Source organism: Nocardia bovistercoris (assembly GCF_015674855.1).
Lineage (GTDB): Bacteria > Actinomycetota > Actinomycetes > Mycobacteriales > Mycobacteriaceae > Nocardia > Nocardia bovistercoris.
In genome coordinates this window covers 70,086-83,806 of record NZ_JADMLG010000022.1, presented here as the reverse complement: position 1 = coordinate 83,806, position 13,721 = coordinate 70,086, and the positions used below count along the sequence as shown (strand labels likewise).

The window sequence follows — 13,721 nt, the reverse complement described above, 5'->3', positions numbered from 1 at the left end:
ACGAGTGCGCCGGAACCCGTTGCTGCACAGGGCCGCTCAGCCCGGCAGCCGAACCGGCATCAGCAGGTAGATATACGGGCTCGCCAGCGCCGCGAACGCACCGGACTCGAGCGCCTCCGGCTCGACCTCGCCCGAGGGCAGCAGGACGGCCGGGCGACTCGGCGTGGTGAATCCGAAGGTGACCCGGTCGGCGTGCAGCGCGGACAGGCCGTCGAGCAGATAGCCGGGATTGAAGGCGATGGTGAGCGGTTCGCCGCGGAAATCCGCCTCGAGCCATTCCTCGGCGCGGCCGGCGTCCTCACCGCCCGCCGCGAGCAGCAGGCCCTCGTCGGAGAATTCCAGACGCACCTGGGCGCCGCGCTCGGCGACCAGCGCGACGCGCTTGATGGCCTCGGTGAGCGCCGACACCGTGAGGGTCGCGATGGAGGTGTGCTCCTTGGGGAGCAACTGGCGGAACTTGGGGAATTCCGCGTCGAGCAGGCGGGTGGTGGTGCGGCGACCGGCGTTCACGATCCCGAGCAGGCCGTCGGCTCCCGCGCCGCTGCCGAGCGAGAGCTGGACCGGCGCGTCGGAGGGGCCGAGGGTCTTGGCGGCCTCGGACAGCGTGCGCGCCGGAATGAGCACCGAGGTCTCGATGTCGTTGTCGGCGGGCTTCCACTCGATGTGGCGCACCGCGAGCCGGAAACGGTCGGTGGCGGCGAGCACGACGCGCGAGCCCTCGATCTCGACCCTGATGCCGGTGAGCATGGGGAGTGTGTCGTCGCGGCCCGCGGCGACGGCGACCTGGGCGACGGCCTCGGAGAAGACGTCGACACCCAGTTCACCGGACTGCTGGGGCACCTCGGGCAGCTGTGGATAATCCTCGACCGGCATGGTGGGCAGCGAGAACTTCGCACTGCCGCAGCTGATCAGCACGCGGGTGCCGTCGACCGAGACGTCGACCGGCTTGTTGGACAGCGCCTTGGTGATATCGGCGAGCAGCCGCCCGGAGACCAGCACCTCGCCCGGTCCGGCGACCTCGGCCGCGACCCGCACCTGCGCGGAGACCTCGTAGTCGAAGCCGGAGACGGTGAGCCCTTCCTCACCGGCGACGAGCAGGACGCCGCCGAGAACCGGTACGGGCGGGCGCGAGGGGAGACTGCGCGCGACCCAGGCGACGGAGTCGGCGAAATCTTCTCGGGCGACCCGAAACTTCATGCTTGCAAGCTCCATCGCCCGAATGTCCTCTCCCAGTTCCGTGATCCGTGTCGGCTTCAGCGTGGTTCTCGTCGAGAAGTGCTGTATCGCCCGCCGGTGCAGTCTGACATGGACGACCGACATCAAACCGTACCCGCGTAGCGCGCCAGGACATAGTCCGACCCGCTGTCCGGCCGGACCGAGCGGTCCGTCGTGCGATGACCGACTCGCTTCCTCCTTGCCTGTGGACGGAGCCCGCCGCCGAGCCGACGCGTTCCGACCGACTTTCCACACACCCTGTTTTGAAAAGACATCTTCAATGAGAAGAACTGAAGTAGTAGTAGGGGCTGTGGAATCTGTGGATCGACCGCGTCCGCGCAGCTCACGGGGTATGGCGCCTTGGGGATGACCGTGGGGTGACTCGAGGATGAACGCGAGGGGGCTGTGGAGACAGCGAATCTATCCACCCTCCATCCTCGAGTCATCCTCGAGTTGTTCCACCACATTCGCCCAGTTGTCAACAGATGTGCACAGACCCGTGTACAACCGGTGGATTCCTCGAGGAATCCACATGGACTCCTCGAGGAATCCACAGGCACAACTGGGACACCTGGCTGGTCAGCCCCTGTGCACGAATCTGGTTGTGGATATTGGGGAATTCGGCCTGTGAGTCCTGTGAACAGATCCGCTCGACCGACCTGTGGACGGATCGGTGGACAACCCTGTGGATTCCTCGAGGAATCCACAAGAATTCCTCGAGGAATCCACAGGGCACAAAAAAGCACCGCCCCTGGTCAGAGGCGGTGCGAGGGTGTTAGCGAAGCTCAGCGCGAACGTTGCTTGATTCGGGCTGTGAGTTCTTGGACCTGGTCGTAGACGCGACGCCGCTCGGTCATCTCCTTGCGGACCTTCTTCTCCGCGTACATGACCGTCGTGTGGTCGCGGCCGAACGCCTGGCCGATCTTGGGCAGCGACAGGTCGGTGAGCTCGCGGCACAGGTACATAGCGATCTGCCTGGCCTGCGCCAGCGGACGGGCCTTGCCTGGACCGGTCAGCTCTTCGAGGGTGGTGTTGAAGTATTCGGCGGTCACGGCCATGATCGTGGCCGCGTTGATCTCGAGCGCCGCCGTCTCCGGCATCAGGTCGCGCAACACGACCTCGGCCAGCGACATGTCGAGCGCCTGGCCGTTGAGCGAGGCGAAGGCCGTGACCCGGATGAGGGCGCCCTCGAGTTCGCGGATATTGCGTTCGACCCGGCTCGCGATCAACTCCATGACGTCGTGCGGCACGTCGAGGCGGTCCATGCGCGCCTTCTTGCGCAGGATCGCGATGCGGGTCTCGAGCTCGGGTGGCTGCACGTCGGTGATCAGGCCCCACTCGAACCTGGTGCGTAGCCTTTCCTCAAGTGTCGCAAGCTGTTTCGGCGGACGGTCGGAGGAAACGACAATCTGCTTGTTCGCGTTGTGCAGGGTGTTGAAGGTGTGGAAGAACTCCTCCTGGATGCCTTCCTTGCCCTCGATGAACTGGATGTCGTCGACGAGGAGGATGTCGGTCTCGCGGTAGCGGCGCTTGAACGCGACCTTGCGGTCGTCGCGCAGGCTGTTGATGAAGTCGTTGGTGAATTCCTCGGTGGAGACGTACTTCACCCGCATGCCGGGGAACAGCCGCTGGGCGTAGTGGCCCGCGGCGTGTAGTAAGTGGGTTTTGCCGAGTCCCGAAGCGCCCCAGACGAACAGCGGGTTGTACGCGCGGGCGGGCGCCTCCGCGATGGCGACCGCGGCCGCGTGCGCGAACCGGTTCGACGCACCGATGACGAAGGTCTCGAAGGTGTACTTCGCGTTCAGGCTCGCCGAGGAAGGCGCGGCCGCCGGGGTCTCCTGCCCCTTGGTGAAGTAGGTCGGCCAGGAGTTGCGGACATTGACCACCGGTTCGTCGTCGCGATGTGTCGCTTCGGGTTCGCGCACCGATTCCGGCGGACCGGTCGGCGCGTCGTCGTCCTCGTCCGCGCGCAGCCTGCCGCGCATCGGACCGGTGTCGGGACCGAAAAGCGATTCCTGCCCTGGCGGTCCCGGCTCGCGTCGCGGACCGTCGCGACGCGAGGGTGGCGCTACGTCGTCGATCGGGTCCGCGTACTCGGAACGTTCGCCGAGCGGGTAGCTGTTCGGCGGGTAATCCTCGGTCGCGTACGGGGATTCGGTCGCGTAGTCGGGTGCGGGCGAGTACTCCTGTGCCGGCGAATACTCGGGTGCGGGCGTGTAGTCGCGCGGGCCGGGGTAGTCGCCGGTGGGGAAGTCACCGGGGGCGTAACGTGACGCGACGTACTCGCCGCGACCGGGGTACTCGGCCAACGGCGGGCGCGGCGCCTCCCGGGTGCGCTCGGGCCTGCTGGTCATCCGCGCGTGCCGGGGAGCTGCCGTCGCGCGTTCCTGAGTCGGGGTCGCTGGTGCGGCGATACGGACGCCGAGACCTTCGACCTGTGGACCGAGCCGCCTGCCGAGTGATCGCAGGATCGGTTCGCGCAGATCGCGTTCGATGGCCTCCTGGGCCAGCGAGGAGGGAACGGAGAGCAGAGCGAAGCCTTGGGCGACGGTGATCGGCTTGACCAGTTTGAGCCACGCCTGCTGCGCCCGTGTCACCGCGGGGATGGCGCCGTCGGCCGAACCCGTGGTGAGTTCGGCGATCACCTCCGGCCATACGGTGGCCAACACGTTCTGCTCGTCGTCCATGCAATGTCCTCCCCGGAAGTGGGTCGATTGGAGCAGACGGCCGGGGCGTGCGGTCATCTACCGTCGGTGGTCGGTACAGTGACCCCGCGTACGGTCTTCAGCGCCGGTTCATCCGCTGCTCGGATTCCCCCGTCCGGGCGGCGGCGAGGTGCCGTCGGCCCTACGAATATGCCACTCCAGGGGTATTTCCACACAATTATCCACAGATGTGGACAACTCTGGGGAAATGTGAAACGTGCGTGAATTCGCCCGGTGCACCGCCCCGACCAGGGGTTCTGTAGCAATCATCTGGCAATGCCTGCGATGCGGCGTGGCGACACGCGCACAGGGGTGTGGACGAACTCACGATCGGACGGGCATGCGGTCGGCTCGAGCGCGGACCAGGGGGGCCGAGTTTGACCCCCCGAAACGAGATCAGTACCCTCGTACAGTCACCCCTTGGTGCGGTGTCGGTCTTGTGCTGACCGCGTGTAGGTCTCCTGACCAACTGTGCGCCAGGACCGACTTTCGCTATCAAAAACTACGGGCGCCAATGGTGCCCACCAACTCGAGGAGTGTTGACCGTGGCCAAGGGCAAGCGGACGTTCCAGCCGAACAACCGTCGTCGGGCGCGGGTTCACGGCTTCCGCCTCCGTATGCGCACCCGTGCGGGTCGCGCCATCGTGTCGGCGCGCCGCCGCAAGGGCCGCGCCGAACTCACTGCCTGATCCTCGCATTCGGACGCTCGGGTGTTGCCTGAGCCGTATCGGTTGCATCATCGTGCCGACTTCTCCCGGACGGTGCGCCGCGGCCAGCGAATCGGGAGGCGAGACCTGGTCGTGCACGCGCTGCGGCACGATGACGGCCGGGTCGAAGGCACGAGTGGACGAAACAGTGAACCGGCGATCCGCATCGGCGGGCCGAGGTTCGGATTGATTGTCAGCAAGGCGGTGGGCTCCGCGGTGATACGACACCGGGTAGCCCGCCGCCTGCGTCATATGTGCGCGAGGGTGGTCCCGGACCTGCCCGCCGACACCGACATCGTGATCCGCGCGCTCCCCGGCGCCGCCGATGCCGACGCCGACGAACTGCTCCGCCAGATCCGCGGCGCGTTACGCAAACTCGAGACCCGGCCCGCGGTACGCGCGGTGGGTGATCCGGCGTGAATGCGCGCGGCGCGGTCGCGTCCGCCGGTCGACTACCGGCGCGGGCACTAGTCTTTCTGATCGAGCTGTACCGGACCTACGTCTCCCCCACGCGCATGCCGGTCTGCCGATTCACCCCGACCTGCAGTGAATACGCCGTCACCGCGCTGCGCACCCGAGGGCTGTTCGTCGGCCTCGGATTGACGGTCGTGCGATTGGCCAAATGCGCGCCCTGGCACCCTGGTGGGTGGGACCCCGTACCTGAGCGACGCAGTCGCACCGGGCACGAGGCAGTCGCCGACCCTGCCGAGTCGGCGCCACACGCTTGTAAAGGATCACCGCCCGCGGTGATCGGCGATACGAACGACGGGAGTGCATAGAGCCGTGCTCGACTTCATCTATTACCCGGTGTCCTGGATCCTGTGGTTCTGGCACCGAGTCTTCGCGGCCATCCCCGGCCTCGGACCCGACCACGGCCTGGCATGGGCGCTGGCCGTGGTGTTCCTGGTCTTCTCGCTGCGTGTGCTGCTCTACAAGCCGTTCGTGCGGCAGGTGCGCACCACCAAACAGATGCAGGAATTGCAGCCCCAGATCAAGGAGCTGCAGAAGAAGTACAAGAACGACCGCCAGAAGTTGGCGCTGGAGATGCAGAAACTCCAGAAGGAGCACGGCTTCAACCCGCTCATGGGCTGCCTGCCGATGCTGGCCCAGGTGCCGGTCTTCCTCGGTCTGTTCCATGTGCTGCGCTCGTTCAACCGCACCGGTCACGGCTTCGGCCAGCTCGGCATGTCGCCCGAGCAGAACGCCATGACCCCGAACTACGTCTTCAACGCGGCCGACGTCCAGTCCTTCCTCAGCGCCCGCATCTTCGGCGCGCCGATCTCGGCCTTCATCACCACCCCCACCGCCGAATTGCAGGCGTTCGCGGACTACGGCGGCATCCCGTCCAAACTCAGCATCGCCCTCGTCGCGATTCCGCTGATGGTGATCGCCGGTCTGGCCACCCACTTCAACGCGCGCGCCTCCGTGCAGCGGCAGACCCCGGAAGCCGCGGCCAATCCGCAGGCCGCCCTGATGAACAAGCTCGCGCTCTGGGTGTTCCCGCTCGGCGTGCTCGTCGGTGGTCCGTTCCTACCGATCGCCATCCTGCTCTACTGGGTGTCCAACAACATCTGGACCTACGGTCAGCAGCACCTCGTCTTCGGCCGGATGGCCAAGGAAGAGGAGGAGAAGAAGCAGGCCAAGCTCGAGCAGCGCGCGCAGAACGCTCCGAAACCGGGGGCCAAACCGGTGAGCACGAAGAAGAAGCCCGCCACGCCCGAGCCCGCGAGCGATGCCGAGACCGTGTCGGATGCGGTGGAGAACCCGTCGTCCACCAACGGCGTCGCGAAGAACGGTAGCCGCGGTTCCGGACAGCGCAGGCCCGGAAACCAGAAGCGTTCCGGCAACCGTGGACGTGCCAACCAGAAGCGGCGGCGCTGAACGCATGATCGTGCGGCCCCGCGTCGGGCCGATATCCTGAGCAACCCCCTGATCGCGTTCACCCGGCGGCGATCGTCAGGCGTGCGTGATGAGCAGATGAAGGAAATCAAATGACTGTTGAGACCGACGGAGGGGACGCCGCTGTGGCGACGACGAGCGTGAACGCCGGGGCCGAACCCGACGAAGTCGCGAACGACGCCGAGGAAGCGCTGATCGAAGAGGGAGAGCTCGCGGGCGACTACCTCGAGCAGTTACTCGATGTTCTGGATTTCGACGGTGATATCGATCTGGATGTCGAGGGTGATCGCGCCGTCGTCAGTATCGACGGCGGACGGGATCTGTCGAAGCTGGTCGGCCGCAACGGTGAGGTGCTCGACGCTCTGCAGGAGCTGACCCGGCTCGCGGTGCAGCAGGCCACCGGGGTGCGCAGTCGGCTCATGCTCGATGTCGCGGGCTGGCGTGCCAAGCGGCGCGAGGAGTTGAGCGCCCTCGGCACCGCCGCGGCGCAGCGGGTACTCGACTCCGGTGCGGCCGAACCGCTCGCCCCCATGACGCCGTTCGAACGCAAGATCGTCCACGATGCGGTGGCTTCCGTGGATGGTGTCAGCAGTGAGAGTGAAGGCGTGGAGCCGAACCGCCACGTGGTGGTCGTTCCCGCTTGATTCCGGATGACTTCCCGGGGGTGCGGCGTGTTTCGTCACACTGACGGGAATGATTGGATGGGCCTCTGGTCTTCGGACCGGGGGCCTTCTCCGTATCCGGTTCGCACTCCCCTCCCCCGCCGGGTGCAGGGGTGCTCCTACCAATGAAGCTCGAGTTCGGAAAGGGATGTTTCACGTGGAACGAGACCTCGGCGGAAGTGCCGCATTACCTGCCGAGCTGGAGCCGCCCGCCGCGGCCGCCGCGATCTTCGGCGACCGCTTGGAGATCGCGCGGCGATATTGCGCCGAACTAGCGGGCGCCGGAGTCGAGCGCGGACTCATCGGGCCGCGCGAGGTGCCGCGCCTGTGGGATCGCCACATTCTCAATTGTGCCGTCGTCGGGGAACTCATCCCGGAAGGAGCGAGCGTCGTCGATGTCGGCAGCGGCGCCGGACTGCCCGGCATCCCCCTCGCCATCGCCCGCCCCGACCTCCGCATCACCCTCGTCGAACCGCTCCTGCGCCGCACCCTCTTCCTGAGCGATTTCATCGACGCGGCTGGACTGGAGATCATCGTGGTGCGCGGTCGCGCTGAACAATCCGGAGTCCTGAAGGAAGCCGGCGGCGCGGACGTGGTCACCTCCCGAGCCGTCGCCCCCCTCGCCAAGCTCGCCCAGTGGTCGATTCCCCTACTCCATGACCACGGACGAATGCTCGCCCTGAAGGGGATCAGTGCCGTCGAGGAACTGGAACGCGACGCCGACGCGCTAACGAAGATCGGCGCAGGCAACGCCGAGATCCTCCGCTGCGGCGTCACCCTCGTCTCCACCCCCACCGTCGTAATCAGCGCCGAACGCCTTCCCCGCGCCGAACGCCCCTCCCGCCGCTCCGAAGGTGGGGCCATCCGCCGAGTGAAGTCCGGCAAGGGCAGCGCTGCCCGATCTCGCGGAGCCCGCGGCTGACTGTCTCCCATCGGGTTCATGTTTCCCGTGAAACATGAACCCGATACGGAGCAGCGAGAGACATAATCCGCTGCCCCACTCCCCTACCCAGATCGCACCGAGCCGAGTCGGCCCCCTCGAAGTCGCGCACACCGCATCGATCTGATCCACCACCCGGGACACCGTCCGGCTTGACAGCAAAATGCGACCCTGCCCAGTGCAAGCTCAACTCGCCTCAGCTCACATCCACTGGACTCGACGAACTCGGTGCGTGCCCTGAGGCTCGGTGCAGCTCGGCGCTGCACAACACGCGTCGCACCTACCCGCGTCGAGCCAGCCGAACTGAGCTAAGCCGACCGTCACGGCCGCGCAGACAGGCCGCGCAGACACGAGCCGAGCTGCGTCGCATCTGTCCACATCGCTCCGCTCCGCACGGCGTCGCGCACCGCTCCCACCCTGCACCCGCGCCGCACTAGTTCTCGCTCCGTTCCGCTCGGCACCGCACCGCTCCCCCGTTACCTTCTTCGTAGCCCTGAACCAGGGCTACGGTCGCCAGGCCCGGTATGACTTCTTGCCCCTGTCTCTCGCATGATCCGGGGGTGGTGTCGCCGGGTCCTGGTGGCGTCGATGTACCGCTGATAAGGACCGGGCCGATCACAAGTCTCTTCGTAACGTGGGTGCGTGGCCTCGACGCCGGATCGGCGGCCGTACGATCTCAGCGCGAGGAAATGCGAAGTGACACAGCCATACGCCGTGTTCTGCGGCGTGGACGTCGGCAAGGGCGAGCACCACGCGGTCGGCCTGACCGCCGCCGGGAAGCGCGTGCACGATAAGGCCCTGCCCAACGACGAATCCAAACTGCGGGCGGTATTCGACCGTCTCGCCGCTCACGGACCGCTGCTGATCGTGGTCGATCAGCCCAACACGATCGGCGCGCTGCCGGTCGCGGTCGCGCGGGCCTGCGGGCACGACGTCGCCTACCTGCCTGGATCGGGGATGCGCCGCATCGCCGATCTCTACCCCGGACAAGCGAAGACCGATGCCCGCGACGCGTTCATCATCGCCGACGCCGCGCGCACCATGTCGCACGCGCTGCGCCGCGTGGATACCGGTGACGACACCCTCACCGAGCTCGGGTCCTCGTCGGCTACGACGACGACCTCGCCGGCGAAGCGACCCGCACCATCAACCGCATCCGTGGCCTGCTGACCAGCATCCACCCAGCGGCTCTGCACGACCCGGCCAGCCGCGCCTACTCACGACCGCAAACGAGCCGATGGCAAGAAACGCAACGCCGCCCTCATCTGTCTGGCTCGCCGCCGCTGCGACGTCATCTACGCCATGCTCGAGAAGGGCGAGCCCTACCGGGCATCGATCCCCGACACACGCACGGAGGCAGCATGAACAAGGTCGTCATCCTCGGGCGCGGCGGCGCAGGCAAATCGAACCTCGCCGCCCGGCTCGGCGCGGCCATAGCACTACCGGTCGTCGAACTCGACAAACACTTCTGGCCGCCGGACCTCACTCCACTTCCCGAAGACCAGTGGACCCAGATCCAGCGCCGGCTCGTCACCGAGCCCGCATGGATACTCGACGGCGACCTCGGCCCCTACGACGCGCTCGACGTCCGGCTACAGGCAGCCGACACGATCATCGTGCTCGACTTCCCACTCTGGCGATGCGCTTGGCGCGCCCTACGCCGCTCACGCGAGAACATGGCGTTCTGGCGCTGGGTGATCGGCTACCGGCGCCACAGCCTTCCATTGATCATGGTCGCAATCGCCAACCGCGCACGCCACGCAGACACCTACATCCTCAAAACACCCCACGAGGTCGAGAACCTGCTGGCCAGAGTCGAGTACGGCCACGACCGGACATCTTGAAAGGAACCATAGGGACACCCACACACACCACCTGCGCCGCACTCGCACCTGCGCCGCGCCCGCACTCGCACTCGCACTCGCGCCCGCGCCCGCACTCGCACTCGCGCCCGCGCCCGCACTCGCGCCCGCACTCGCACTCGCACTCGCGCCCGCACCCGCGCCCGCACTCGCACCTGCGCCGCGCCCGCACTCGCACCCGCGCCCGCGCCGCGCCCGCACTCGCACCCGCACCCGCGCCCGCGCCCGCACCCGCGCCCGCACCCGCGCCCGCACTCGCTCCGCACTAGTTCTCGCTCCGCACTAGTTCTCGCTCCGCACTAGTTCTCGCTCCGCTCCATACCGCATCGCATGTCGTCGCGCCGATCCCGCGCGCCGCACTAGTTCTCGCTCCGCTCCGAACCCGCGCCGCGTCGAATCGATCGCATAGCAGGGCGTCGCGTCACATCGCGTCGGCCCGCGCTGGGTCTCGCGTCGCGTAGAACCGAGCCGCGTCTCACCTAGACACGCTGAGCCGGGCCAAGGACTAGCTGCCCCGACACCAGCCGAGCTGCGTCGCATCTGTCCATATCGCACTACATCGCACCGCGCTGCTCTGGCACTGGCACTGCACCCCGCACTCGCTCCCCATCGCATCGCACCCGGTTCCCGCTTCGCACCCGGCTCCCGGATCGCTCCGTACCGCTGCGTACCTGCGCCGCGTCGAATCGATCGCATCGGGTCGCATCGGGTCGTGTGGAACCGACGGCACGTGCCGGTGGTCCATCAGAACGTCATTGGCGTGGCTGCGGGAATTGCCGGTGAGGGATTCGACATTCGACTTCGCGGGGGTTGGCTAGGCGCTCGGGTTCCGCAGTGCACTAGCGAGTATTTCGTGCGGTAGGTGCGGCGGTGCACGTGGCGTGGCGCGGGCTGGTCTCGTGGCGAACCGTTTTGTGTGGCACTGCGGGAACTGTGCTGTATCGACCCCTTCGGTGGCGGCGATGTTTCACGGGAAACAACGTGAGGGTGGCGGGTCTACGTGTATGCGCAAGGCTGGCCTGTCGTTTCGTTGCATGCGGGGTGTCTGTGCGAACTTGGCTGCTGGCGTTTGAGTTCTGGTGGCACCCAACCTCGGGGCAATTGCGTCACAGTGATGAATCATTCTGATGCCGAGATGCCTGGATGTCGTGTCAGTGTCGTGGTGGGCGAGTGGCGTTGCGGGTCGGTGGGTCTGCGGGTGGGCGTGTCGATGGGGCGCCGCTTCTCATGTTTCATGTGAAACATGGGGGCTCTGGCGTGTATTCGGCGCAACATTGGCGTGTCCTTTGCGCGTCACCGCGATTCAGCTTTCTAATCGCGCTCGGTGCTGGCAAGCTATGGAGGGTCGGGCGTGAGCGTAGGTGCCACGGAGGATGTGGGTGACATAGTGCGTCACACAGCGGCGCGGGCTCTGCTCGGTCGGTCGGCTCCGCGGTCCCCGATCGAGCATCGTGTTGATCCGACACAGCTGTTGAAGACACGGCGTCGCGCTGTCGATCGCCCGTGATCTGAGTTCTCGCGTTAGGAGCGGTCAATGTCTAGCGGTCCGGCGAATGTTTCACGGGAAACCATGTCGCGCGTACCGGGGATGCTGGATGCCAGCAACCTCGATACCGACGCTTTCGGAACCACACCGTTCGGTCACATCTCTCCCAGTGAGACCCCGATCGCGGCCGAAGCGCATCGCGCCAGCCAGATTTTGCATCCAGGAAAGGTGACAGTGCCCAAACCCCACGAGCAGCGCATCATCACGATCGCGAATCAGAAGGGTGGCGTCGGGAAGACGACGACCGCTGTGAATCTAGCGGCTGCCCTCGCGCACCAAGGGATGACGGTTCTTGTTATCGATCTCGATCCGCAGGGAAACGCGAGCACGGCGCTCGGTATCGACCATCACTCGGGTATCCCCTCCAGCTATGAGTTGCTGATCGGCGAGGTGTCGGTCAAGGACGCTATCCAGACGAGTCCGCACAATGAGCGGCTGCTGTGCATCCCGGCCACCATCGACCTGGCCGGTGCGGAGATCGAATTGGTGTCGATGGTGGCTCGGGAGGGGCGTCTCAAGGCGGCCATCCAGGAGGCGAATATCGCCGGCTACGACATCGACTACGTGATGATCGACTGCCCCCCTTCGCTCGGTCTGCTGACGGTCAATGCGATGGTCGCGGCCAAGGAGGTGCTGATCCCGATCCAGTGCGAGTACTACGCGCTGGAGGGTGTCGGCCAGCTGCTCCGCAATATCGGCTTGGTGCAGGCGCATCTGAATCCCGAATTGCACGTGTCGACCGTGATTCTCACGATGTACGACGGCCGGACCAAACTCGCCGATCAGGTCGCGGAGGAGGTCCGCGGCCACTTCGGTGATGTGGTGCTGCGCTCGGTGATCCCGCGCAGTGTGAAGGTCAGCGAGGCGCCCGGTTACGGAATGACGGTCCTCGATTATGATCCAGGCTCTCGGGGCGCGATGAGCTACCTGGATGCCGGTCGGGAAATGGCGCAGCGGGCGGTAAGTCGGCAAGCGGCGGTTCAACAGGTCGCCGACGGCGCATAGCGCCAACCGGGTTGTGGGTATCTGGTGGCTGAGAGAGAAGGGATCGGTAGGCCGATGAGTCAGGCGAAGAAGGGCGGACTTGGGCGCGGGCTGGCGGCGTTGATCCCGACGGGCCCGCCGCCCACCGCCGGGCTCGGCGGCGCTGCGGCGAGTGTCGCGGTCGGGTTGGATCCGGTCGGTCCGCAACCGGCTTCGGCTCGTCTGCATCCGGTCCCGGATCCGGAGGTGGAGTCCGCGGATCTCGCGGAGGGTGGCGCGATCTATCGCGAGATCGCGCCGGATCTGATCCAGCCGAATCCGAAGCAGCCGCGGCAGGTCTTCGAGGAGGAGGCGCTGGCCGAGCTCGTGCACTCCATCCGCGAGTTCGGCTTGATGCAGCCGATTGTCGTGCGGCGGCTGGAGCCGGGTGGCGACCGCTACCAGTTGGTGATGGGTGAGCGGCGCTGGCGGGCCTGCCAGGAGGCGGGACTCGATGCGATTCCGGCCATCATTCGCGAGACCGCGGACGGATCGATGCTGCGGGACGCGCTGTTGGAGAATATCCATCGCGTGCAACTCAACCCGTTGGAGGAGGCGGCGGCCTACCAGCAGTTGCTGGAGGAGTTCGACGTCACCCACGAGGAGTTGGCTTCCCGGATCGGACGTTCGCGTCCGGTGGTCACGAATATGATCCGCCTGCTGAAGCTGCCGATTCCGGTGCAGCGGCGGGTGGCCGCCGGGGTGTTGTCGGCGGGACACGCGCGGGCGCTGCTCGGCCTGGAGGCGGGCGCCGACGCACAGGAAGTATTGGCGGCGCGGATCGTCGCGGAGGGCCTGTCGGTGCGCGCGACGGAGGAAGCGGTCACGCTGTCGAACCGTGATCCCGATGCCGCCACTCCCCCGGCGCCGCGGCGCAAGCCGATTCATATGCCGGGACTTCAGGATGTGGCCGAGCGTTTGTCGGAGTCCTTCGATACGAAGGTCACGGTGAGTTTGGGTAAGCGCAAGGGCAAGATCGTCGTCGAGTTCGGCTCGGTGGAGGATCTGGAGCGCATCGTGGGTTTGATGGAGCAGCAGAAGCTCGGCATGTAGTGAATATTGCCCCGTGCGCCCGGTGACCGGCGGCACCACGCTGAAACGTCACTGTGACGGCGTGCTGATTCGCGGTCCGCGACGCGCGCGGGGGGCTCCTAACCAACAG

General features: G+C 66.5%; 11 protein-coding genes and 1 pseudogene. 10 read left to right on the top strand and 2 right to left on the bottom strand.

The window, feature by feature from the left end; genetic code table 11:
- Positions 1–36: 36 nt before the first annotated feature.
- Together dnaN and dnaA are read right to left on the bottom strand one after the other, a co-directional pair.
- Positions 37–1,212, bottom strand: a complete 1,176-nt coding sequence (gene dnaN, locus IT779_RS33775; RefSeq protein WP_196153538.1) for a DNA polymerase III subunit beta — start codon at positions 1,210–1,212, stop codon at positions 37–39.
- A 788-nt stretch (positions 1,213–2,000) separates the two neighbouring features.
- Positions 2,001–3,902 (bottom strand): chromosomal replication initiator protein DnaA, encoded by a 1,902-nt coding sequence (dnaA, locus tag IT779_RS33770; protein WP_196153537.1) that lies wholly within the window; start codon positions 3,900–3,902, stop codon positions 2,001–2,003.
- Between the two features lie 563 nt (positions 3,903–4,465).
- Between dnaA and rpmH the strand changes: the two genes are divergently transcribed.
- The 10 genes and pseudogenes from rpmH to IT779_RS33720 all read left to right on the top strand — a co-directional run bounded on the left by rpmH (position 4,466) and on the right by IT779_RS33720 (position 13,612).
- On the top strand, positions 4,466–4,609 hold the full coding sequence (gene rpmH, locus IT779_RS33765; RefSeq protein WP_005516618.1) for a 50S ribosomal protein L34: 144 nt from the start codon (positions 4,466–4,468) through the stop codon (positions 4,607–4,609).
- A gap of 21 nt (positions 4,610–4,630) precedes the next feature.
- A complete protein-coding gene (gene rnpA / locus IT779_RS33760) occupies positions 4,631–5,047 on the top strand; it encodes a ribonuclease P protein component (protein ID WP_196153536.1) in 417 nt (138 codons plus the stop codon).
- Entirely contained in the window at positions 5,044–5,406 is a 363-nt protein-coding gene (yidD, locus tag IT779_RS33755) for a membrane protein insertion efficiency factor YidD (protein ID WP_196153535.1), read from the top strand. Before rnpA ends, yidD begins: the two co-directional genes overlap by 4 nt.
- Before the next feature lie 4 nt (positions 5,407–5,410).
- A complete protein-coding gene (gene yidC, locus IT779_RS33750; protein WP_196153534.1) occupies positions 5,411–6,508 on the top strand; it encodes a membrane protein insertase YidC in 1,098 nt (365 codons plus the stop codon).
- A 110-nt stretch (positions 6,509–6,618) separates the two neighbouring features.
- Positions 6,619–7,170: a Jag family protein gene (locus tag IT779_RS33745; RefSeq protein ID WP_198429231.1), complete on the top strand. Its 552-nt coding sequence runs from the start codon at positions 6,619–6,621 to the stop codon at positions 7,168–7,170.
- Between the two features lie 166 nt (positions 7,171–7,336).
- A complete protein-coding gene (rsmG, locus tag IT779_RS33740) occupies positions 7,337–8,110 on the top strand; it encodes a 16S rRNA (guanine(527)-N(7))-methyltransferase RsmG (RefSeq protein WP_196153533.1) in 774 nt (257 codons plus the stop codon).
- A 714-nt stretch (positions 8,111–8,824) separates the two neighbouring features.
- Positions 8,825–9,315 (top strand): annotated as a pseudogene (locus IT779_RS33735) (IS110 family transposase); the annotation flags it as partial.
- Between the two features lie 174 nt (positions 9,316–9,489).
- Positions 9,490–9,972: a P-loop NTPase family protein gene (locus IT779_RS33730; RefSeq protein ID WP_196153532.1), complete on the top strand. Its 483-nt coding sequence runs from the start codon at positions 9,490–9,492 to the stop codon at positions 9,970–9,972.
- A gap of 1,606 nt (positions 9,973–11,578) precedes the next feature.
- Entirely contained in the window at positions 11,579–12,541 is a 963-nt protein-coding gene (locus tag IT779_RS33725) for a ParA family protein (RefSeq protein ID WP_408637820.1), read from the top strand.
- A 54-nt stretch (positions 12,542–12,595) separates the two neighbouring features.
- On the top strand, positions 12,596–13,612 hold the full coding sequence (locus IT779_RS33720; RefSeq protein ID WP_196153531.1) for a ParB/RepB/Spo0J family partition protein: 1,017 nt from the start codon (positions 12,596–12,598) through the stop codon (positions 13,610–13,612).
- The last annotated feature ends 109 nt before the right edge of the window (positions 13,613–13,721 follow it).

Bases quoted from the DNA above. Each gene is read 5' to 3' on its own strand.
- dnaN (WP_196153538.1), bottom strand. From the start codon at position 1,212: ATGGAGCTTGCAAGCATGAAGTTTCGGGTCGCCCGAGAAGATTTCGCC.
- dnaA (WP_196153537.1), bottom strand. From the start codon at position 3,902: ATGGACGACGAGCAGAACGTGTTGGCCACCGTATGGCCGGAGGTGATC.
- IT779_RS33745 (WP_198429231.1), top strand. From the start codon at position 6,619: ATGACTGTTGAGACCGACGGAGGGGACGCCGCTGTGGCGACGACGAGC.
- rsmG (WP_196153533.1), top strand. From the start codon at position 7,337: ATGTTTCACGTGGAACGAGACCTCGGCGGAAGTGCCGCATTACCTGCC.
- IT779_RS33730 (WP_196153532.1), top strand. From the start codon at position 9,490: ATGAACAAGGTCGTCATCCTCGGGCGCGGCGGCGCAGGCAAATCGAAC.
- IT779_RS33725 (WP_408637820.1), top strand. From the start codon at position 11,579: ATGCTGGATGCCAGCAACCTCGATACCGACGCTTTCGGAACCACACCG.
- IT779_RS33720 (WP_196153531.1), top strand. From the start codon at position 12,596: ATGAGTCAGGCGAAGAAGGGCGGACTTGGGCGCGGGCTGGCGGCGTTG.